The organism is Burkholderia cepacia (genome assembly GCF_029962485.1).
GTDB lineage: Bacteria > Pseudomonadota > Gammaproteobacteria > Burkholderiales > Burkholderiaceae > Burkholderia.
On the sequence record NZ_CP073638.1, the window covers coordinates 16,709 to 38,584 of the forward strand.

Annotated in this window: 20 protein-coding genes; 9 read left to right on the plus strand and 11 right to left on the minus strand. The window is 67.1% G+C overall.

Going from position 1 to position 21,876, the window contains the following annotated elements:
* The 4 genes from sctQ to KEC55_RS16635 form a co-directional block, all read right to left on the minus strand.
* Positions 1–1,143, minus strand: coding sequence for a type III secretion system cytoplasmic ring protein SctQ (sctQ, locus tag KEC55_RS16620; protein ID WP_282508887.1), 1,143 nt, complete (start codon positions 1,141–1,143; stop codon positions 1–3).
* 372 nt (positions 1,144–1,515) lie between these two features.
* A complete protein-coding gene (locus KEC55_RS16625) occupies positions 1,516–1,914 on the minus strand; it encodes a winged helix-turn-helix domain-containing protein (protein ID WP_282508888.1) in 399 nt (132 codons plus the stop codon).
* A 303-nt stretch (positions 1,915–2,217) separates the two neighbouring features.
* Positions 2,218–4,425, minus strand: coding sequence for a xanthine dehydrogenase family protein molybdopterin-binding subunit (locus KEC55_RS16630; protein WP_282508889.1), 2,208 nt, complete (start codon positions 4,423–4,425; stop codon positions 2,218–2,220).
* Positions 4,426–4,427: 2 nt separating this feature from the next.
* The gene (locus KEC55_RS16635) at positions 4,428–4,889 is read right to left on the minus strand and encodes a (2Fe-2S)-binding protein (protein ID WP_011354470.1); all 462 of its coding nucleotides are present in this window, start codon (positions 4,887–4,889) and stop codon (positions 4,428–4,430) included.
* A 181-nt stretch (positions 4,890–5,070) separates the two neighbouring features.
* Here KEC55_RS16635 and KEC55_RS16640 point away from each other — a divergent pair, with 181 nt between their 5' ends.
* Positions 5,071–5,994, plus strand: a complete 924-nt coding sequence (locus tag KEC55_RS16640) for an AraC family transcriptional regulator (RefSeq protein ID WP_282508890.1) — start codon at positions 5,071–5,073, stop codon at positions 5,992–5,994.
* A gap of 18 nt (positions 5,995–6,012) precedes the next feature.
* Here KEC55_RS16640 and KEC55_RS16645 read toward each other — a convergent pair whose 3' ends face one another.
* From KEC55_RS16645 to KEC55_RS16665, 5 genes are read right to left on the minus strand one after another with little or no spacing between them, the layout of a single operon-like run.
* Entirely contained in the window at positions 6,013–8,670 is a 2,658-nt protein-coding gene (locus KEC55_RS16645; RefSeq protein ID WP_282508891.1) for a glycosyltransferase, read from the minus strand.
* Positions 8,671–8,696: 26 nt separating this feature from the next.
* A complete protein-coding gene (locus KEC55_RS16650) occupies positions 8,697–10,100 on the minus strand; it encodes a UDP-glucose dehydrogenase family protein (protein WP_282508892.1) in 1,404 nt (467 codons plus the stop codon).
* A gap of 47 nt (positions 10,101–10,147) precedes the next feature.
* Positions 10,148–11,137 (minus strand): UDP-glucose 4-epimerase GalE, encoded by a 990-nt coding sequence (galE, locus tag KEC55_RS16655; protein WP_282508893.1) that lies wholly within the window; start codon positions 11,135–11,137, stop codon positions 10,148–10,150.
* Positions 11,134–12,141 carry a UDP-glucuronic acid decarboxylase family protein gene (locus KEC55_RS16660; protein WP_282508894.1) on the minus strand — a complete coding sequence of 336 codons (1,008 nt, stop codon included), beginning with the start codon at positions 12,139–12,141 and terminating at the stop codon, positions 11,134–11,136. Before KEC55_RS16660 ends, galE begins: the two co-directional genes overlap by 4 nt.
* On the minus strand, positions 12,134–12,358 hold the full coding sequence (locus KEC55_RS16665; protein WP_282508895.1) for a hypothetical protein: 225 nt from the start codon (positions 12,356–12,358) through the stop codon (positions 12,134–12,136). The genes KEC55_RS16660 and KEC55_RS16665 overlap by 8 nt, the downstream gene beginning before the upstream one ends.
* Before the next feature lie 1,833 nt (positions 12,359–14,191).
* On the opposite strand from KEC55_RS16665, the gene KEC55_RS16670 reads away from it, so the two are divergent.
* The 3 genes from KEC55_RS16670 (at position 14,192) to KEC55_RS16680 (ending at position 15,572) form a co-directional block, all read left to right on the plus strand.
* Positions 14,192–14,515 (plus strand): hypothetical protein, encoded by a 324-nt coding sequence (locus KEC55_RS16670; protein ID WP_282508896.1) that lies wholly within the window; start codon positions 14,192–14,194, stop codon positions 14,513–14,515.
* A gap of 111 nt (positions 14,516–14,626) precedes the next feature.
* On the plus strand, positions 14,627–15,217 hold the full coding sequence (locus KEC55_RS16675) for a hypothetical protein (protein ID WP_282508897.1): 591 nt from the start codon (positions 14,627–14,629) through the stop codon (positions 15,215–15,217).
* A gap of 73 nt (positions 15,218–15,290) precedes the next feature.
* Positions 15,291–15,572 carry a hypothetical protein gene (locus tag KEC55_RS16680; protein WP_059239774.1) on the plus strand — a complete coding sequence of 94 codons (282 nt, stop codon included), beginning with the start codon at positions 15,291–15,293 and terminating at the stop codon, positions 15,570–15,572.
* A 22-nt stretch (positions 15,573–15,594) separates the two neighbouring features.
* Here KEC55_RS16680 and KEC55_RS16685 read toward each other — a convergent pair whose 3' ends face one another.
* The gene (locus KEC55_RS16685) at positions 15,595–15,870 is read right to left on the minus strand and encodes a hypothetical protein (RefSeq protein ID WP_244137762.1); all 276 of its coding nucleotides are present in this window, start codon (positions 15,868–15,870) and stop codon (positions 15,595–15,597) included.
* Here KEC55_RS16685 and KEC55_RS16690 point away from each other — a divergent pair.
* The 4 genes from KEC55_RS16690 (at position 15,857) to KEC55_RS16705 (ending at position 20,282) form a co-directional block, all read left to right on the plus strand.
* Positions 15,857–17,368: a chemotaxis protein CheA gene (locus KEC55_RS16690; protein WP_282511486.1), complete on the plus strand. Its 1,512-nt coding sequence runs from the start codon at positions 15,857–15,859 to the stop codon at positions 17,366–17,368. The genes KEC55_RS16685 and KEC55_RS16690 overlap by 14 nt on opposite strands.
* Before the next feature lie 156 nt (positions 17,369–17,524).
* Entirely contained in the window at positions 17,525–18,109 is a 585-nt protein-coding gene (locus tag KEC55_RS16695; RefSeq protein ID WP_282508898.1) for a hypothetical protein, read from the plus strand.
* Positions 18,110–18,284: 175 nt separating this feature from the next.
* Positions 18,285–19,643 (plus strand): sigma 54-interacting transcriptional regulator, encoded by a 1,359-nt coding sequence (locus KEC55_RS16700; protein ID WP_432626308.1) that lies wholly within the window; start codon positions 18,285–18,287, stop codon positions 19,641–19,643.
* Positions 19,644–19,775: 132 nt separating this feature from the next.
* Positions 19,776–20,282, plus strand: a complete 507-nt coding sequence (locus tag KEC55_RS16705) for a hypothetical protein (RefSeq protein ID WP_282508900.1) — start codon at positions 19,776–19,778, stop codon at positions 20,280–20,282.
* Positions 20,283–20,310: 28 nt separating this feature from the next.
* Here the strand turns inward: KEC55_RS16705 and KEC55_RS16710 are convergent, their stop codons facing one another.
* The gene (locus KEC55_RS16710) at positions 20,311–20,802 is read right to left on the minus strand and encodes a hypothetical protein (RefSeq protein ID WP_282508901.1); all 492 of its coding nucleotides are present in this window, start codon (positions 20,800–20,802) and stop codon (positions 20,311–20,313) included.
* A 376-nt stretch (positions 20,803–21,178) separates the two neighbouring features.
* Here KEC55_RS16710 and KEC55_RS16715 point away from each other — a divergent pair, with 376 nt between their 5' ends.
* Positions 21,179–21,856: a response regulator transcription factor gene (locus tag KEC55_RS16715; RefSeq protein WP_282508902.1), complete on the plus strand. Its 678-nt coding sequence runs from the start codon at positions 21,179–21,181 to the stop codon at positions 21,854–21,856.
* Positions 21,857–21,876 lie beyond the last annotated feature (20 nt).

The window sequence follows — 21,876 nt, forward strand, 5'->3', positions numbered from 1 at the left end:
TCAGCGCTCGCGCGGCACGGGTTGCGTCAGCGTGACGACGCGCACGCCGAGTTTCTGGCCGACCGCGATCAGGTGGCCGGTGCCGATCAGCATCCCGTTCGCGACGAGATGGATCACGCTCTGGTTGATCCCTTGCTGCAGCTCGATCACGGCGCCTGGCTGCAGCGCGCTCAGCTCGCCGAGCGGCATCGACGCGGGCGGCAGCTCGAAGCGCAGGTCGACCGCGAGGCCGTCGAGCGTGCGCGGCGCATCGGTAGAGGGCGCGTCGTGCGTCGTGGTGGGCGCGTTGTCGGTGCGGGTCGGTTCCAAAGGCATCTCCCTGATTCGTTCGACGGTCAGCCGGTTGCCCGACGGCCGTCCGGTGATCTCCCACGCCGGCGCGGCCGGCAGTCGCGCGACACACAGCAGGTTCTGCTCGTGCGCCTGCCAGCGTTCGATCGCGATGATGTCGCCGCCGACGACGTCGGCCAGTTCGGCCGTCGTCAGCTCGGTGCGGCCGATCTCGAACACGAGCGGCACCGGCAGGTTCGCGTAGGCCGCGCGGGCATCGGCGAGTGCGGCCGGCGCGGTGGCGAAGAACACGGCCAGCGCATCCGGCAGGTCGAACAGCAGCGCGCCATGGCAGCGCCACGCGGCATCGGCGCGCCGCAGCTCGAAGCGCAGCGCGGCCGGCGCCGCGCGCCACGCCGGCACGCTTTCGGGCGGCGGCAGCAGTTCCACGCGCTGCCGCGTCGCGGCTTGCAGCACGGCCGCGAGCGGTGCGCACAGGTCGCCGAGCAGCGCCGCGCGGATCACGGCCGGCACGGCCGGATCGGCTGCGTCGCCGAGCCATGCCGTTTCCGCGACCGGATCGATCCACAGCGTGCCGGCGGCCGGGCCGATGACGAAACGGTATGCGTGCGCATCGGCGGTCGGCTCCGCGTCGACGCGCCAGCGCACTTCGTACGCATGCTCGCCGAGCGTGACCGGAACGGCGCCGGTCGCGCAGTACGCATGCGACAGTCCGCGCGCGGCGGCGGCGGACAGGCGGGGCAGGTAGGGCGACGCGTCGAGCGCGACCGCGGCCGGCGGCGCGGAAGCGGCGGGCATCGCCCGGCTCGCGGCGTCGCCGGCGTCGGCATTCGTCAGGAACTGCGCAGGCACGGCGGGATCGGGGCGGATTCGGTGTTGATTCGACGGGTTGTTCCGGGGCCGGCGGCGAGAAAAGGCGCGCGGCTGCTGCGTCGATTGTAGGGACGGCCATGGCCGCGTGCCGCGCCGGAATCCGTAGTCGCGCGCATCGTGCGGCGATCGGGGAAGCGGGGTGCTACGAAGCGTGCCGAAGCCGGGCGGGCAGTGGCCGGCGCCCAAAAGCAACCGCCGCCCGGAGGCGGCGGTCGGGTCGCGACTGGCTGGCGGGCCGGAGGGCGTGCAGGCCGGATCCGGCGGGCAGGCCGCGAAGCGCTGCGATTTGGCGCAGCGCGGTGGGGGGAGCGTGGCCGGCGCGCCGCGACCAGGCGGCGCGCGGGTGAAGCGTCACGCGTAGTCGGCCGCCATCACGGGTTGCGGCGCGGCGCGCAGGATCGGCGCGGCGTCGTGGCGCTCGACGTGCGTCATCGCCGCACCGAACAGCACCAGGCGATAACCGACCGCGTAGATCGGGATGATCCGCAGGTTCTTGTCGTGGTCGAGCTGCAGCTTCGAACGGATACGCGAGATATGGGTGTCGAGCGTGCGCGACGACACGCCGAGCTCACGGCCCCATACGGCCTCCTGGATTGCCTGCCGCGGCACGATCTTGTTCATGTTGTCGAGCAGGAATTCGACGACGTCGAATTCACGCGGCGTGACGTCAACGATCTTGTTGTCGATCTCGATCGTGCGGCGCACGAAGTTGATTTTTATGTTGTCGATGTACAGGTATTTGCAATCCATGGTGGCCCTCGCATGTCCATTAAGGAGTGTTTGCGGGTCCTGTGCTGCAACTTTCGGGCCAGGGGAAGGATTGCCGGGTGGCGGCCGACGGCAGTGTCGGCGCAAACGGCTTGGCAGCGTTGAATTTAAAAGAATTTTTAACGGGAGGCGCCGCGCGGGTACCGAAGGGGTCGGAGCAATATTGAAGGATTGTTACGTAGCATCGGCGGGCGACGTTACGGGCGTTACGTCTGACGTAACGTGTGTGGGGCCGGATGGAAGCCGGCCGAGGGACGTCTCGCCCGCGGCCGGCCTTCCGGACGGTCAAGCCTTCGCGCCATCCGCCGAATCGAACGGCAGCACGTAGTGCCGCTTGCCCGTCGCCGCGAAGATCGCGTTCGCCACGGCCGGCCCGACCGGCGCGACGCCCGGCTCGCCGACGCCGGTCGGCGCCTCGGCCGACGGCACGATATGCACTTCGACCTTCGGCATCTCGGCCATCCTCAGCACGTGATAACCGTCGAAGTTGCGCTGCTCGACCTGGCCGTCCTTCAGCGTGATCGCGCTGTGCATCACCGCGCCGAGCCCGAAGCCGATGCCGCCCTCCATCTGCGCGGCGACGATGTCGGGATTGATCGCGATCCCGCAATCGACCGCGCACACCACGCGCTCGACCTTCACCTTGCCGTCCGCGTCGACCGACACCTCGGCCACCTGTGCGACATAGCTCTTGAATGCCTCGGCGACCGCGATCCCGCGCCCGCGGCCCTTCGGCAGCGGCTTGGCCGGATCCCAGCCGGCCTTCTGCGCGGCGAGATCCAGTACCGCGCGCATCCGGGGCTCCTTCTCGAGCAGGTCGCGCCGGAACGCGTACGGATCCTTGCCGGCCGTATGCGCGGCTTCGTCGATGAACGCCTCCACCGCGTAGGCCGTGTGCGAGCTGCCGACCACGCGCCACCACAGCACGGGCACGCCCGTCTTCGCGGTGGTGAGCTCGACCGACACGTTCGGCACCGCGTACGGCAGGTTCGCCGCGCCCTCGACCGACGTCGCGTCGACGCCGTTCTTGACCATGAACGGCTCGAACGGCGTGCCGGCGAGGATCGACTGGCCGACGATCCGGTGCCGCCAGCCGACCAGCTTGCCGTCGGCGGTCAGGCCCGCATCGAGCTTGTGGAAGTACATCGGCCGGTAGAAACCGCCCTGGATGTCGTCCTCGCGCGTCCACTGCAGCTTGACGGGCTTGCCGTCCGCGCCGAGCGCCTTCGCGATCGACACGGCCTCGACCACGTAGTCCGACCATGCGTTCGCACGCCGGCCGAAGCTGCCGCCCGCATACAGCGTGTGGATCTGCACCTGCTCGGGCTTCAGCCCCGCTGTCCTGGCCGCGTTGGCCTGGTCGACGGTCTGGAACTGGTCGCCGGCCCAGATTTCGCAACTGTCCGCCGTCAGCTTGACGACCGCGTCGAGCGGCTCCATCGGCGCGTGCGCGAGATACGGGAATTCGTACGTCGCGGCGATCTTGCGCGTCGCGCCCGCGATCGCCGCATCGGCATCGCCGTCCTTGCGCGCCGACGTGCCCGGCTTGTCGGCGAGCTGCCGGTATTCGCGCATGATCTCGTCCGAGCCGCGCTTTTCGGCGTTCGCTTCGTCCCAGTCGACCTTCAGCGCGTCGCGGCCCTGTTTCGCGGCCCAGAAGCCGGTTCCGACGACGGCCACGCCGCCCGGCACCTGCACGACCGACACGACGCCCGGCACGGCCTTCGCGGCCGTCGCGTCGAACGATTTCACCTTCGCGCCGAAGCGCGGCGGGCGCTGCAGCAGCGCGACGCGCATGCCGGGGAAGGTCGTATCGAGCGTGAAATGCGCGGTGCCGTTCGATTTCGCCGACGCGTCGACACGCGGGATCCGGTGCCCGATCAGCTTGAAATCGGCCGGCTGCTTCAGCGTGACCTTGTCCGGTACGGGCAGCTTCGACGCATCGGCGACGAGCGTGCCGTACGGTGCCGTCTTGCCGCTCTTCGCGTGCGTGACGACGCCATTGGCGGTCGTCAGCTCGCCGGCCGGCACCTTCCAGCGGGCCGCGGCGGCCGACACCAGCATCGCACGGGCCTTGCCGCCCGCTTCGCGCAGTTGCTGCCACGAGTTCGCCATCGCCGAGCTGCCGCCCGTGCCCTGCATCGTGCCGAACGCGAGGTTCGCGTAGCGCTTCGCATCGGCCGGCGCGCTTTCGACGCGCACGTTCGACCAGTTCGCGTCGAGCTCCTCGGCGACGATCGTCGCGATGCCCGTATACGCGCCCTGGCCGAGCTCGACGTGTTTCGCGATGACCGTGACGGTGCCGTCGGGCGCGATGCGCAGGAATGCGTTCGGCGCGAAACCGGCGGCCGGTGCATTCGCGGCGAGCGCGCGGCGGCCGAAGCCGGCGAAGTCGAAGCCGATGGTCAGGCTGACCGCGGCGGCCCCCGCGGCCTTCAGGAACGTGCGGCGCGACGGACGCACCGAACCGGTGTTGTCGAGTTCGATCGTCATGGTCAGGCTCCCAGCGTCGCGGCGGCGTCGTGGATCGCGGCCCGGATGCGGGCGTAGGTCGCACAGCGGCACAGGTTGCCGTTCATCGCCGCGTCGATGTCCGCGTCGGTCGGCTTCGGGTTCTGTTCGAGCAACGCGGTGGCCGACATGATCTGGCCCGACTGGCAATAGCCGCATTGCGGTACCTGCAGCTTGACCCAGGCGGCCTGCACAGCGTGCGCGGGCTTGCTCTGCAGGCCTTCGATCGTCGTGATGTGCTTGCCCGCGATCCCGGCGAGTGGCAGCACGCACGAGCGGACGGCCTGGCCTTCGAGGTGCACCGTGCACGCGCCGCACTGCGCCATGCCGCAGCCGAACTTCGTGCCGGTCAGTCCCGCGTGTTCGCGAATCGCCCAGAGGACGGGCATCGACGGATCGGCGTCGAGCGTGACGTTCTTGCCGTTCAGGACAAACGAGGTAGGCATTTTGTATGTCTCCGTGGGGAAAACCCGGCATGCGCCCGGTTAGCGGGCAGTGTGCGCGAGCACGCGAAGTTTGCGTCTACCCAATCCTGCAAATTTATTGAACAATCCTGCAAATCCCCGGCACACGGCGGGCCGTTTCGCTATGCTCGCGCGACACGGGGAAATCATTCGAGGATGCGTCATGGACATGACCGATATCGTGGCGTCGCGCGAATCCGGGCGGCGCGAGCTGGCGTCGCTGATCGGCCGTTTCGCACCGGCCGATGGCTCGCATTCGACCGCCGTGCCGGGCCTGATGCTGCATCGGCACACGCGTCCGGTCGATCTCGGCTGCGGCGTGTCGCGGGCTGCGCTCGTGATCGCCGCGCAGGGCGCGAAGCGCGTGATCGTGGCCGGCCAGGCTTACGAATACGACACGCACAATTGCCTGATTACGTCGATCGACTTGCCGATCCTCTCGCGCGTGACGCGCGCGTCGGCGGATGCGCCGTACCTGTGCCTGTCGCTGACGCTCGATCCGCAGCGGATCGTCGAGCTCGCGGCCGAGATGCGGCTGCCCGAGCCCGAAGCGGGCCCGGAAGGCGAGGGGATCGCGCTCGCCGAACTGACACCGCCGCTGCTCGACGCCGCGCTGCGGTTGTTGCGGCTGCTCGATGCGCCGGCCGACATTCCGGTCGTCGCGCCGCTGATCGAAAAGGAACTGCTGTATCGGCTGATGACGACCGGGCAGGGCACGCGGCTGCGGCACATGGCCATTGCGGGCAGCCAGACGCACCGGATCGCACGCGCGATCGAATGGATCCGCGATCACTTCGCGGAGCCGATGCGCGTCGAGTCGCTCGCGCAGGCGGTCAACATGAGCGTGTCGTCGCTGCATCATCATTTCAAGCACGTGACGACGCTGAGCCCGCTGCAGTATCAGAAGCAGCTGCGGTTGCACGAAGCGCGGCGGCTGTTGCTGCGGCAGGGTGGCGACGTCGGGTCGGTGGCCGCCGTCGTCGGTTACGAGAGTGCATCGCAGTTCAGCCGCGAATACAGCCGGCTGTTTGGCGCGCCGCCGATGCGCGACGTCGTGCACCTGCGGAAGAAGGAACTGCTCGGCTGACGTGCCGACGGCCGGCGGTTATTTCGCGACGACCGTCGTCTGCAGGAACGCCGGCGCGATTCGCCAGTCCGGCACGTAGTGCGCCGGCCACGCGCCGGGTGTATCGACCGCATTGAAATAGACCACGGCCTTCAGCAGCGGATAGCGCCATAGCGAGCGCTGGAATTCGTCGAGTTCCTCGCGCTTGCGCGAATTCGACCCGTCGACGCCGAGCTCCGCGACCATCACCGGCAGCCCGTAGTCGATCACCCGCGCGTATTTGGCCTGCAGGATGCTCGCCGCGGAGAAGTGGCCGCCGGACGGCCAGATCGCGCAGCGCGGACAGTCGAATACCGACAGGCCGACTTCGTCCACATAGCCGCGGCCGGGGAAATAGTCGTCGAGGTTCCGGTTGCCGGCCGGCGACCATACGAAGCGGATCCGGTCGGTCATCGTGCGGCACGCGGTTACGACGCGCCGGTATGCGTCGACGTAGGCCGATGCGTCGCCGACGGCCCACGGGTAGCGTCCGGTGTCCGCCTCCATCTCGTGGCCCCAGCGCACGAACACGGGGCCCTTCAATGCCGCGAGCGCCGCGCAGGTGGTCGCGATCCGCGCGTCGTAGCGCCCGTGCGCGATATCCGCGAGCAGCGCGCCTTGCCGCGTGTCGCCGGCGGCCCAAGGCTCGATGGTCAGCATCAGCGAGCGGTTGCGGGCCTGCGCGGTCCGGTATGCGTCACCGATTTGCGCGCCGAGGTCGGGTGCGTTCCACGACACGAACACATGGTCGAACGTCAGCACGGGATCGGCGCTCAACCGTTGTTCGGGATCGTACGCGCCGAGTTCGGGCTGCCTGACCGGTTCGCCCGGCGCTGGCTCGGTCATTGCGACGGCCGGCACGCCCGAGCGCCACATCATCGCCTGCCAGCCCTTCGGCGCGCGCAGCCCGATGCCTGTCAGCAGCATCGCGAGCGCGACGGCGAACAGCGCGTTGCGCACGGGCAGGCGGCTCGCGAACATCTGCCCGAGCGTCGACGCGGCGAGCCCTTGCTCCCGGCCGTGATTGACCGCGACGACGGCCGCGATCACGAGATAGAGGATGCTCGTCAGTGTGGAGAACAGATAGAAGCCGGCCGCGTTGCGCGGGTTCTCGACAGCGACGACGGGCAGGCTGCAGAACAGCGAGATCAGCAGGTATGGCGCGACCACGCGCAGCGGCGCATCCTGCTCGATCGTGCCGCCCTTCGGCGTGACCTTGAACGGGAATTCCTTGCCGCGCACGCAGTCCAGTATCGCCGACAGGCAACCGAGCACGACCCACGGCCAGCGTGCGAAGACGAACGCGAGCCCTTCCCAGGACAGCAGCTTCGTATTCAACGGACGGCACGACTGCGTCGAATGCGTGGCCCAGGTGACGACGCACAGGATCAGCACGGTGAGCGGCAGCGCGTAGGTGAGATACGTGAGGTAGTCGACGTGTGCCCAGACGCGGCCGGTCAGCAGCGCGACGACCGGAATCACGACGCTGCCGGCCATCGCGAGCGCGCAAAGCGGGTACCACAGCTGGCAGAACAGGAACTGCGCCTTCAGCTTCAGCGGCAGGCCCGTGAAGTAGCGGCGCGTGTAGCGCAGCATGATGATCATCACGCTCTTGGACCACTGGAATTCCTGCGTCGCGAGATCGCCGAACGTGCGCGGCCCTTCGCCGTTCGCGATCGCGTTCAGCGCGTGCATGCCGCGCCAGCCGTTCGCGTTGAAGATCATCGTGGTCGAGTGATCCTCGGCGAGCTCGGGCCCGAGCCCTCCGATCTCGCGCAGCGCCCGGCAACGTACCGCGTAGTGCGAGCCGATGCACAGCGGCGCGAGGCCGCCCGCATAGCCGGCCTGCATCGTGCCGTGCAGCGGCCCCTCGACGTTGACGCGACCGCGCGCGCTCCAGCTGTCGCCGGCATTGCTGTCGCAGATGCTCGGCGCCGACACGTAGCCGATTTCCGGATCGACGAACGGCCGCAGCATCTCCTCGAGATAGGTGCGGGTCGGCACGTGGTCGGCGTCGAGCTGTGACACGAAATCGTAGTTGTCGTAGCCGACCATGTCGTAGAAGTACGCGAGATTGCCTTCCTTGCATTTGGTGCGGCGCGGCCAGCTGGTCCGGTGGTACGCGGCAATGCCGCGCCGCGTCGACACGAATACGCCGTGCTCGCGGCACCAGTCGAGCGTTTCGGGGGACGGGTCTTCGTCGGCGAGCCAGGTGTCGTGCGGGTAGGTCTGGTCGAGCATCGCGAGCAGTGTCGTGCGGACGATGTCGAACGGTTCGGACGGCGCCTTGGTGACGACCATCGCGACGCGCCAGTCGCGTGGTACGGGCAGTGAAGGATTCGGCACGACCGCCGAGCGGATGATGAAGATGAAATAGCCGGGAATGAAGGTGGTCCAGAACAGCACGAAGCAGTTGACGCCGAAGCGGAACGCGTCGACATAGTGCTCGTCGCGCAGCCACCAGCGCCAGAAGATCCCCAGTGCGACGAACCAGCACAGCGCGAGGATCTGGAAGACGAACCGGGTTCCGCTGTCCATCAGCGGCACGACGAGCGGGATGCCGGGTTGCTGCGTGCCGGCTTCATTTGATTCGGAATCCGTTGTGTCGTCGGTATCCGGCACAGGGCCGCCGGCAAGCGACGCAACCAGCTTCTTCATGGTGCTCTCCCGTCAAGGTCGGACCATCAGTCTTGAAGCAGGCTGCGTGGCAGCCGGGTGTCCTTGCCGGCATGCGGCTGCTCGTGCGTCGGTTCGGCCGGCGTGCGTTCACCGCACGAGCGGCCCACGCGTTCGTAACGGCGAAAGCCGCTGTCGACCGCCAGCTGTTCGCTGAACAGGTTGCGCATGTCGAGCATCACCGGGTCGGCCATGTGATCGGCCAGGTCGGCGAGGTCGAGCATCTCGAACGCTTTCCATTCGGTCATGACGACGACGGCGTCCGCGCTGCGCACCGCGTCGACCGCCGAGCCTTCCATGAACACCTTGGGCAGCAACCGCGTTGCCTCGTGCGGACGCGCCGGGTCGTACGCGCGGATATGCGCGCCCGCACCGACGAGCAACTGGATCACGTCGATGCTCGGGCTCTCCCGCACGTCGTCGGTCTGGCCTTTGAACGTGAGACCGAGTACCGCGATGCGCTTGCCTTTGATCGAGCCGCCGCACGCGTTCTCGATACGGCGGAGGATCTGTTCCTTGCGCAGCGCATTCGATTCGATCGCCGCACTGACGATGCGTAGCGGCACCGCATGCTGGGAGGCCGTCGCCTTCAGCGCGCGCGTGTCCTTCGGGAAGCACGAGCCGCCCCAGCCGGGGCCGGCCTTCAGGAACGACGCGCCGATGCGGCGGTCGAGGCCCATCCCGTTCGCGACCAGCTCGACATCGGCGCCGACCGCTTCGCACAGGTCGGAAATCTCGTTGATGTAGCTGATCTTCACGGCGAGAAAGGCATTCGCCGCATACTTCACGAGTTCGGCCGTCTCGATCTCGGTTGCAAGCACAAGATGGCCCGTCGCTTCCAGCGGCGCGTAGATCGCCTGCATGATCTCGATCGCGCGCGGATGCTCGGCGCCGAACACGACGCGATCAGGATGCATGAAATCGTCGATCGCCGACCCCTCGCGCAGGAACTCCGGATTCGATGCGATCGCCGCGTCGACGCCGTCCGGCGCGCAGCACTCGACGATTTTCCCGACGATCCGGTTGGTGCCGACCGGCACTGTCGACTTGGTGACGATCACCGCGAAACCGGTCAGGTTCGACGCGATTTCCCGCGCGGCCGCCTCGACGTACTGCAGGTCGGCGTGATCGGTGCCCGCCAGCGTCGGCGTGCCGACCGCGATGAACACGGCATCGCGATCGCGCACGCTCGCGGCCAGGTCGCTGCTGAAGCGCAGCGTGCCGAGTGCGACGTTGCGTGCGACGACGGCATCGAGGCCCGGCTCGTAGATCGGCATGACGCCTTCGTTCAGCGCGTCGATCTTGCCGCGATTGTTGTCGATGCAAATGACGTCATGCCCGAGATCCGCAAGGCATGCGCCGCTCACTAGCCCGACGTAGCCGGTGCCAACGATGGCGATCCGCACATTCATGATGAGCCCTCTGGGTAGCGTTCGAGAACATGGTTGTAGTGAGCTGCTCAGCTGCTGGGTTCGAGTTGCTGCGCCTTCCGATGCCATGCCGCGGCGTGTTCGACCATCTGTTCGATCGCGGTGAAGCGCGGCCGCCAGCCGAGCACGCGCGCGGCCTTCGTCGCGTCCGCGTACAGCGCGGGCGGGTCGCCCGGGCGGCGCGCGGCCATCACCGTCGGCACGCGGCACCCGGTCACGGCCTCGACGGCGCGCAGCGCCTCGAGCACGGAAGTCCCCGTGCCGGTGCCGAGATTCAGCGCGACGCTCTCGCCGCCGTCGCACAGATGGGTGGTGGCCCTCACGTGTGCATCGGCGAGGTCGCTCACGTGCACGTAGTCGCGAATCGCCGAGCCGTCGGGCGTCGGGTAGTCGGTGCCCATCACCTGGAATGCGTTGCCCGTGCCGAGCGCCGCACGGATCGCCAGCGGCAGCGCGTGCGTTTCAGGCGCGTGGCATTCGCCGATCTCGCCGTCCGGATCGGCACCTGCTGCGTTGAAGTAGCGCAACGCGACCCACTTCAGCCCGTACGCGCGCTCGAAATCGGCGGCCATCCGCTCCATCGCAAACTTCGTGAAGCCATACGGATTGATCGGCTGCTGCGGCGTGCGCTCCGAGATCGGCAGCGTGTCCGGAACCCCGTAAGTCGCGCACGACGACGACATCACGATCCTGCCGACGCCGGCCGCGTGCATCGCGCTCAGCAGTGTGCAGGTGCCCGCCACGTTGACCGTGTAGTAGCGCTCGGGCGCGAGCACCGATTCGCCGACGTACGCGAGTGCGGCGAAATGGATCACGACGTCGGGCCGGTGCGCGGCGAGCGCCTTCGACAGCGCGTTGCGGTCGAGAATGTCGGCGACGACGAGCGGCCCCCATCGCACCGCGTCGCCATGGCCGGTCGAGAGGTTGTCGTAGGCGATCGGCTCGTGTCCGGCTTGCGCGAGTGCCTTGCACGTATGGCTGCCGATGTAGCCCGCGCCACCTGTCACGAGCACTTTCATGCGACCGCTCCGGTCGGGCGCAGCACCGGCGCGAGCCACAGTTCGCGGCTGAAGTAGTCGACGGTCCGGCGCAGCCCTTCATCGAGATCGATCGCTGGTTGCCAGCCGAGCTCGGTCGCGGCGACCGAGATGTCGGGCTTGCGCTGGTGCGGATCGTCGATCGGCAGCGGCCGGAATACGATCTCCGATGTCGAGCCCGTCATCGCGAGCACTTGCTGCGCGAGCTCGAGCATCGTGAATTCGCCGGGATTGCCGATGTTGACCGGCATGCCGACGTTGCGCTCGGCGCCCATCAGGTTGAAGAAGCCGTCGATCAGGTCGCTGACGAAGCAGAACGAGCGCGTCTGCCTGCCGTCGCCGTAGATCTCGAGCGACTCGCCGTTGAGCGCGGCGACGATGAAGTTCGACACGACCCGGCCGTCGCGTGGCGACATGCGCGGGCCATAGGTGTTGAAGATGCGCGCGACACGCACGTCGATGCCGTGCGTGCGGTAGTAGTCGTAGCACAGCGCCTCGGCTGCGCGCTTGCCTTCGTCGTAGCAGGCGCGCGGGCCGATCGTGTTCACGTTGCCGCGATAGGTTTCCGTCTGCGGATGCACGCCGGGGTCGCCGTAGATTTCGCTGGTCGATGCCTGGAACACACGCGCACCGGTCTTGCGCGCGAGCGCGAGACAGTGGTTCATGCCGAGCACGTTCGTCAGCATCGTGTGCACGGGATCGATCTGGTACGTGGGCGGCGAGGCCGCGCATGCGAGATTCCAGATTTCGTCCGCCTGCAACTGCGGCAGGCCGAGCGACACGTCGCCCTTCACGAATTCGAAGCGGCCGGATGCCTTCAGATCGGCGATGTTGAGCTTGCGCCCCGTCAGCAGGCTGTCGACGCACGTGACCGTTGCGCCTTCCATGACCAGGCGTTCGCACACGTAGCTGCCGAGAAAGCCGGCGCCGCCGGTCACCAGCACGCGCTGACCGGCGCGCGTTTCGAGCGGTGCGCGGTCATTCATCGCTGTCTCCTTCGTCGAGCATATCGAGGAACCACAGGTCGATTTGCCCGACGGCGACGCGCACACGCTCCATCCCGCTGCACGGGTGCCGTTTCGGCAAGCGCCGGTCCGCCTGGTCCGATGTCGACGAAGCGCCGCGACAGGCGCTCCGGTTTCGCTGACAACCCCGTTGATGCTTGAACGGCGCAAGCGCCGATCGATCGGTGGTGATCTTCATCGCCGTTTCCCCGACACGCTGATTGCGAGCGGCCACTGCCCGTGATTCGTGTGTGGTGGCGTGCCGCTCGGTAAGAGCCGGACATCAGGCAATCGGCATGCCATGGACGACGCAGTCCCGCCGGGCGCGGGCGCGGCGATGCCATCGCCGATCGACAGGCGTGCAGGCGTTTCACGCGTGAATCGTGGGGACAGGGGAATGACCCGGGCGAGCGCCGGATCAATGCGATTCGATACGACGAAACGCTCGATAAATCAGGCTTTTACGAGATTGTTAACGTAAAGCGCATGCTTAATCGGCATGTTTCATCGATGAGAATCAGGCGAATAAATGCGTGAAAATGTTTCTCGAATGTATCGCTTGTCAGGATGTCTCCGAAGTGAAAGGTGGCGCGCGTCGGAATGAAAAATGGCGCTTGTGATGCTGTCGGGATTCCGTGTTTACATTTGTTTTAATTATTACGCCGGTAACGGCCGGGATGGCAACATTTTTCGTCGTGTGATCGTGTCGGTATTTTCACGGATGAATCAAATTCGTTTCGATGATCGGGGGGCGCGCGTGCCGGCGGCGCATCGAAGACCGCTGCACGTGGCCCGGGAGCCACTCCCAGGGCGAATCGATTCTCGTTCTTTTTCGGACCGGAGCCTGGTCGCATACGTCGCGAAGCGTGGTTCGTCAGTGGAAAGTCGGTTCCCGCCCAGCTAGCGTGGCTGCGCGCTTCTCAAGTTTGAAACACCCGTTCATCTTGCCGTCCGGCAAGGTTCCACGGGCCGGATTCGTCCGTCTAATCGCGGTATTGCTTCATGACGCTCAATGATCGCGGCACGAGCGCAATCGTTGTCGCGATACATTCCTGAAACAAAAAATGACGTTTCCGGCGGAATGACCCGGCGTGGCGGCGATCTGCCGTGCGCAATGCGCGACGGGACAACATGTGGCACGCCGCTTGCGGTATTGGACGCATCGGCGAGCGGTCGACGCGATGCAACAAAGATGTGGGGGCGACCAACTCGTCTGCAGCAGTCGGGGAAACGGCGATGAAGACCATAAGCAGTAGCGTGATCCGCGCGAATTTTGCGCACCAATGGGGTAGTCGGAGAAACCGGGGTGAGGCTCACGACGCAGTGCCAGCGTCGCGGGTATTCCATTGCCGCTTTTCCGGCCTCCGCGCCGGCCGCGTGCCGGGGCTGTTGTCGCGCCTCGCGGCAACCGGGCGACAGCGGGGCTCGTTTTCATTCAGTTCACCCGGATGGGCCAGGCTGTTCGTGCCGGACAGCGTGATGCCGTCCCGTCTTCAACCGTGCAGAGCGGTTTCGATCGCGCCGGGCCAGTACCGGCGCCGGCCGGATTAGATCGAACGCTAGCCGGCCTTCGCCAGCTCAGGGAGCAAACATGCCATCTGTCTGCAATGCGGCACCGTCATCGCTCGGCTGACGAGCGTAGTTTGAACGGCTGTCGTATTTTGCGGTGGTATATATTCGCGCATTTTTGATTCCGGAAACGGATGCCAGTGCCGGTATCCGTTTTCGACGGGGTATCGAAAATCGTGAGCCGAGGGTGTGTTAATCATCCCGGTCGCGCAATTCACGGTGTTTTTTCAAAAATTAAATGTTCATAAAAATAATAGAAAACACCTATCCATAAATTTTGGACAACCTAAAAACATAAAACTAGACTTCGGCTGTCAAAAATAACGAAGACTTGAAATTGCGAGGCAGTAAAAATTTCTTGATTTGATAGTAATCCTTATTTTTTAAGGATTGCTCGAGGCAGGAAGGTTGATGGCGTGCAGTCTTCCTTGCTCATTCTCTCCACGCCGTTATGGAGTCGACCATGAAGAAGCTTCTGATTGCAGCAGCAGTTCTGGCGGTTTCGGGTGCAGCGTTCGCCGCCAGCGGCACGGTGTCGAGCAGCAACTCGTCGAGCGGTGGCCAGACGATGGCCGGGGTTGCAGGCTTCGGCCATTTCACCGCAACCGATTCCGGCGCGGCGCTCGGCGCAGCCGGCGCAGTGGCGGGCGGCCCGGGCAGCGGTTCGATCTCGTACACGAGCCATACCCAAACGTCGACCGTCGGCGGCTTCGGCTTCGGCGGCGCACAGGCTGGCGGCAGCAGCGGTGCGAATGCCGGTTCGACTGGCTGGACGTATCACCACTAAGCCGCGGCGCGTAGCGTTCGTCATTGGCTGGCGGTACGGATGCCGGGCTTCACCCCACCAGGGCGAGCCTGGCTCCGCCACCGCCGAACTTCCTCACAGCAAGGGATTGCTATGAAAGCCAAAGTCATATTAGCGACAGCGCTCACCGTCCTATCGTCGGCCGCATTGGCAGCGGGTTCGTTCACGACCAACCAGACGCAATCCGTTGCCGCGGGTGTGTCCGGGTCGGTACTGGTCGGCTCCGGCAGCTATACGAGCAATTCGACGTCGACGGCTGGTGCAAGCGCCGGAAGTACCGTGACACCCGCTGGTTCCGTCGGTACGGCGTCCGCCAACCACAACTCGACCTCGACGGCCAGCGGTTCCGGCACGAACGGGGGCGCGTTCGCGGCAGGCGGCGGTATCGGTGCCGCAGGCTCGTACGGCGGAAACAGCAGCACGAACGAGAACGCCAACGCATTGTCGGGAGGGGTGACCGCCACGATCGTACTCGGCGCGAACCACTACACGGCCACGGGCGCGAACGACAACGGCATTGCCAACGCGGGTGCCGCTGGACTCACGGGCAGTGGCGGATCGGCTGCGATCACGGGTTCGAATCACTACAACTCGTCGACCGCGTGGAGTACCGGTCCGGCTGGTTCGCCGTCAGCGTCGGGCGGAAGCCAGGGCAGCTCGAGTGCGACCGGGAGCAGTCATTAGTCTGGTGTGGGGGGACCAGTTTCCCAGCGACGCTGGTCTCTTTTCCCGCACTGTTGTCACGTAAGGAGTTGGCATGAAGCAGAACCTGATTGCCGCCGCTCTGATGCTCGCGTCTCTGACGGCGTATGGCGCTGACCGTGCTGCCGATGGTGTGCAATCGACTATGCAGACGTCAAACAACCCTGACCAGACAACCAAACCGTCAGAACAACAAACGCTTTCGTCGGGCAGCGCCATCGGCGGACCGGACGCCCAGCAGTGGCAGGGCATGTCGGCCGGCTCGTGGTCCCAGCTGGGCAGTGGCTGGAAGCAGTTCGGGGAAGCAGCGAAATCTGAAGTCATTCAGGGGAATTAGCACGGTTGCCTGGGTGGGAGGTTTAACCTCGTCCGGAGAGTGAAATGAACAGCAACAGGATCAAGGTGGCATGCGCGGCAATGTTCGCGATGACCACGATCGGTGCCCAGGCGCAAACTGCCGACTCGACTTCGAGCGCGCAGTCGTCGACGTCGTCGACGGCCGTCAGCCAGGGTGGTGGCTCGAGCATGAACACGAACACCACGAGCTCGCGCGGCGGCAATGCCACCAGCTCCAGCGGGGTGCGCGGCAGCGGCAATTCAAGCGTGAACGTGAACGTGACGATGCCGTCCGGCACGAGCGGCGGCTCGAACGTGACGCCGCAGAGCGTAGGCTCGCTGGCTTCGTCCGGCTCGCCAGGCACCAACCCGTACAACACCCAGACATCGGAAAACGTCAACTACTCGGGTACGCAGACGATCAAGACCAACCCGGCGATCCAGGCGCCCGGCCTCACGACCACGCTGTCCGACACCTGCATGGGCTCGGTGAGCGTCGGCGTGTCGTTCCCGGGGTTCGGCGCGACGGGCGGCACGACACTGGTCGACCAGGCTTGCGTTCGGCGTCTCGATGCGCGTGAATTCCGTGCGATGGGCCTGACCGACGTCGCGCTCGCGCTGCTGTGCCAGAGCGATGCGAACCGGCGCGCGGTGGAAGCGACCGGCCACCTGTGCCCGGGCACGACCGCGCCGCTCGCGCGTTCGAACGTGGCGCCGAGCGTCGAGGCGACCGTCGCGGACGACGTGAAGTATCGCGACCCGATCGTGCGCGACCGCATGGGCCTGCCGCCGCTCGGTTCGGCCGCACCGGCTCCCGCGCCGACGCGTCCGATCCAGACGACGTCGGTGCAGGCGGCGCCTGTGCCGATCCCGGTGCCTGTCCCGGTACCGGCAGTCGTGCCGGTTGCCGCCGCTCCGGCCGTCGCAGCGCCGGCCGTCGCCGCAGCCGCACCGGCGGTCGCGGCGCCAGCCGTTGCCGCCGCGGCACCGGCAGTGGCTGCGCAGGCAGCAGCAGCGCCCGCGGTTGCCGCGGCACCAGCTGTCGCCGCTGCACCGGCGGTTGCCGCCGCGCCCGCAGCAGCGGTCGTACCGGCGGCCGCGATGGCAGCCGTGCCGGCCGCGGCCGTCATTGCAGCGCCGGTGGTTGCCGACAAGGCCTCGCAAGCGCCGGCCGCGCCGGTGGCCGACACGAAGGCTCCCGAGCCTGCGCAGCCGGTGGCCGACACGAAGGCCTCCGAGCCCGCACAGCCCGTCGCCGACACGAAGGCACCCGAGCCTGCCCAGCCGGTTGCCGACACGAAGGCACCGGAGCCCGCGCAGCCCGTCGCCGACACGAAGGCTCCCGAGCCCGCCCAGCCGGTTGCCGACACGAAGGCCCCCGAGCCCGTGCAGCCCGTCGCCGACAAGGCACCGGAGCCGATGCCGGCCGCGACCGACAACGCAGCGCAGGCCGCCGGCGAACCCGTTGCCGAACCGATGCCGGCAGCTGCCGTCGTCACGGCGCCGGTAGCCGACGCAAAGGCTGCCGAGCCGGCCCCGCAAGCGGCTGTCGAAGCGCCCGCTCCTGAAGCTGCACAGCCTGCCGCCGCCGCAGTGCCGGCCGACATGCCGGCTGCCGACGCAAAGGTGCCCGAAGCGGTCGAATCCGCTGCCGCACCGGCTGCGCCGCCCGCCGACATGCCGGCGTTGACCGACCCGGCCCAGGCGTTGCCGCCGGCCGCGGTCGACCAACAGGCTGCACCGGCTGCGCCGGTCGCGCCGGCGCCGGCCGTCATCTCGACGAGCACGTCGTCGTAAGCGCGCGGGGCCGCTTCCCGTGCGACCGGAACACCGGTTGCACGGGAGCCGTTCGGCCCCGATGCCCGACGGTCGTTTCCGTTTGGACGGGTGTTGGTCCCATCCCCGAGGTCAACACCTCTTTTTGCCTGACGAGGATGCAAGGAGGCCTCAATCATGAGGATCTTTTTGGTCGCTTTGCTGCTGGTCAGCGTGCAAGCCGCTGCGCAGTCCGTTTTCCAGAATCCCGCAGTGTTCGTCATCCTGAGCGAGCAGACTGCCGCGAATGCCGTGAGCGTCCAGCAGGCGCTGACGACGCTCGGGCGCTCCGACAACACCGCTTGCGCGCCGATGATGATGGTCGGCGACCCGCAGATGATCTACATGATGCCCGAGGAGGGGCACGCGCCGTCGTGGCAATCGCCGGTGTATGGCCGCGGCGCACCGTTCGAAGCGCAGAACGGGCCGTCGTCGACCGGCAAGACGGTCGGCGCGATGCAGCACGCCGAGGACATGCAGACGATGCCGTGGAGCGACGGGAGCGCGATCACGCAGAAGATCGCCGGCGAGTCGAACGTGATGGCGGCGGACCGGGTGAGCGACTGGCAGCGCAGCGGGCTCGACAAGATCGAGACGGCCCGCGCGGCTGACGTGACGGTAAACGGCAAGACCTATCGCGCCTATCGCGACGATCTCAACCGATCGGCGAAGCCGGTCATCGAGCCGCAGATCTACACGCAGCGCGTCGTGTTCTGCCGATAACGAAACATTGATTCGAGGACGGGGCGGCGCCGCGCCGCGGGACCACGGGGCCCCGCCACATGCGATCCGGCAACGGCCGTCCCGACATACAACTCTACGCGGCGAGGCCATCGTGAACTATTGCTGCCAGCTCAGAGTGTCAGGCCCGCAGGATGTCGAACGGGAGGCTGGCGCGATGTCGTTCGTCGCCGTCCGGCGCAATCATGTGGTGCCGTCGCGGCCGCTCGTCTACCTGTCGCAGCAGCACGATGCCGCGCTCGTCGACTGTCTGGCGTCGCGCGGCTGGGACGTGTGGCGCGCGAAAACCGTTGCGGACGCACTGAATCTCGTCAAGGCGAACCGCCCGCATGCCGGCATCGTCGATTTCGACAGTTTCGCGTCGCCCGACGTCGCGTCGTTCGAGGCGCTGCTGCGCGACCCGCGCGTCGGCTGGGTCGCGCTCGCTGACGACGAGCGGCTGCGCGACCTGTCGATCGCGCGCCTGATCCGTCATTGCTGTTTCGACTACGTGCGCAACGCGACGGCCTATACGACGATCGGCTATCTCGTCGGTCATGCGTACGGGATGCTGAAGCTCGCGGACGGCGATCCGGCTGCCGACACGGCGCCGCCCGGCGGCACGATGATCGGCTCGTGCGACGCGATGCGCCGGCTGTTCGCGACGATCCGCAAGGTTGCGAACACGGACGCCACCGTGTTCATCGCCGGCGAATCCGGCACCGGCAAGGAGCTGACCGCGGCGGCGATCCATCAACAGTCGCCGCGGGCCGATTCACCGTTCGTCGCCGTGAACTGTGCGGCCATCCCGTCGACGCTGCTGCAGGCCGAACTGTTCGGCCACGAGCGCGGCGCGTTCACGGGCGCGCACCAGCGCAAGATCGGCCGCATCGAGGCCGCGCACGGCGGCACGCTGTTTCTCGACGAGATCGGCGACATGCCGTTCGAGAGCCAGGCGAGCCTGCTGCGATTCCTGCAGGAGGGCAAGATCGAACGGCTCGGCGGGCACCTGTCGATTCCGGTCGATGTGCGGATCGTATCGGCGACCCACGTCGATCTCGAGGCCGCGATGCAGACGGGGCGGTTCCGCGCCGATCTGTACTACCGCTTGTGCGTGCTGCGCATCGACGAGCCGCCGTTGCGCGCGCGCGGCCGCGACATCATGCTGCTCGCCGATTACGTGCTGCGGCGCTATCGCGGCGACAGTTCGCACCGGATCCGCGGCTTCACGCCCTGCGCGGTCGAGGCGATCCACAACTATCCGTGGCCCGGCAACGTGCGCGAGCTGATCAACCGGATCCGGTTCGCGGTCGTGATGACGAACGGGCCGCTGATCTCGGCGGCCGATCTCGAACTGCGCGCGTACACGTCGCGGCAGCCGCCGACGCTGGCGGAAACGCGTCGGCAGGCCGAGCGGCGCGCGATCGAGGAAACGCTGATGCGCAACCGCCACCAGCATGCGGATGTCGCCGCCGAACTGGGCATTTCGCGCGCGACGCTGTACCGCCTGATGACCGCGCACGGGCTGCACAGCTGATGCGCGCCGGCGCGCGCCGCTCAAGACCGCGCGGTAGCGGCCGTTAAACCATGAAATGACCCGTGCGGACCGCCGGCGCATCGATGCGCGGGCGGCCGACACGCGGCGCATCACGCTTATCCGAGGTTTATCGTGACGGAGTGCAGTTACTGCGGCAGGACGTTCCTGATCGGCGGCCGGTCGATCGACGGCCGTCGCTATTGCAGCCGGGTGTGCGCGCACGCGCATCCGATCATCGTCGAGGCCGAACGGGTGCCCGACGCGAAGGTCCGGCAGTATGTCGACGACTGGCGCTACGGGCCATGCCCGATCTGCCTGCGCGAAGGGCAGCCGGTCGACGTGCATGCGTCGCATCGCATCGTGTCGCTGCTGTTCGTCACGCGCTGGGCGACGCGGCGCCACGTGTGTTGCCGCCGTTGCGGACGCAGAAAGCAGGCGGCCGCGCTGCTCGCGTCGGCCACGCTCGGCTGGTGGGGGCTGCCGTGGGGCATCGTGCTGACGCCGATTCAGCTCGTGCGCAACGCGCTAGGGCTGGCCGCGCGCGACCCGGAGGTCGCGACGCAGCAGTTCGAGGCGTTCGTACGGCGCAAGCTGGCGGCGCGCCGGCTCAAGCGTATGGAGCAGGGCGCCGGCATCTGACTCGCGCGCTTCCTCGCGCCGCGCCCGCTCAGGCCGGCCGCTCGAAGCCCGATGCGACCCAGCGTTCGGCGCTGGCCTTGTTGAGCTTGAACCCGGCCGACACCTTCGCTTCGGCCAGCAGGTCGCCGTACGGATCGAATGCCTTCAGTTGCGCATACGGCTCGAACTCGTCCGGCACGATGTCGAGCGTGACCGACACATCCTGTTCGTCGTCGCCCTGGACCGTCACTTCCTTGTGCAGCATCGCGCGCCGCTGCTGCTCGTGCCGCATCAGCACCTCGGTCGCGGTTTTCACGAGCGTGCGGAACGCGTTCGCGTCCATCGGTTTCGGGTTCTTCTTGTCGCGGCCCATCGTCCAAGGCCCGACGAGTGCGGGCTCGGACTCGCCGTCCTTGATCATCTCGACGGCCCAGCCGTCGTCGTCTTCGTTCTTGATGATGCGGGCCGTCCAGCCGTTGTCGCGCCAGAGGCCGTCTTCGTGGATGGAGGTGTCGTCGGATTGCAGGTCGGATTCGGTCATGAGGAAAGCGGCGAGTACGGGCAGCCGGCAAAAGGGCGGTGGCGCGCGGCCGGCATCGGCGCATCGCTCGCCGCCGGTGGCCCGGAGTGGCATGCAAAGACGCAATTTTACCTGCTGGCCGCCCGCGTCGCGCGCAACGCAGGCCATTGGGCCGATGCCGCGACGGTCGGCCGCCGGCTGCCGGCCGCTGAAGCCGGGCAAATATCAAACTCGTATTACGCCTTCGGCGGCCGATTCAGATGCCGTCCGATATCCCGCCCGCGATCAGGTTCATAGAATCGGCATTCAGGCTAAAAATAGCCTGAATGCCCTTTCAACGCCCAACCGGTCGCGCGCGTTCCGCGCGGCGCGGCCGGTGAACCATCAGGAACTGCGCATGAGGAAATTCAATGTTCGCATCGTCTTCGCGTACGACTGGCCGTTGACGCTGGCCGGCATCGAGCAGATCGCGGGCGGCACCTGCGCGATCGAACTCGTCGCGGTCTACCGGAGCGCGGCCGAACTGGTCGCATCGCTCGGCGGGGTCGACTGCGACGTCGTGCTGGTCGATTATGCGATTCGCGGCGATGCGCAAATGGACGGCCTCGCGCTGTTCAACTGGCTGCGCCGCACGCGGCCGAACGCCGGGATCGTCGCGCTGGTCGCGAACGAGAACCCGCTGATTGTCCGGTCGATCATCGGGATCGGCGGCGTGAACGTCGTCAGCAAGTTCGACGAGGTCGGCCACATCGTCACGGCGATCCATTCGAGCTACAGCGGCGGCGCGTACCAGTCGCCGGCCATCAGGCGCGCGGTCGACACGCTCGGCGAGCGGGGCGGAGCGCCCGTGAAGTTGTCGGCACGGGAGATCGAGGTGATTCGCCTGTATCTGTCGGGCGTGCCGATCAAGACGATCGCGCAGCGCCTGAGCAAGGGGAAGCAGACGGTCAGCGCGCAGAAGATCAGCGCGATGAAGAAGCTCGGTGCGAACAACGACGTCGAGCTGATCCAGCGAGCGGCCGGGCTGGGGCTCGGCACCGGTGCGGGCACGCCGCGGGCCGGCGGCGCGGGGTGAGCACGCCCGCGCCGGCCGGG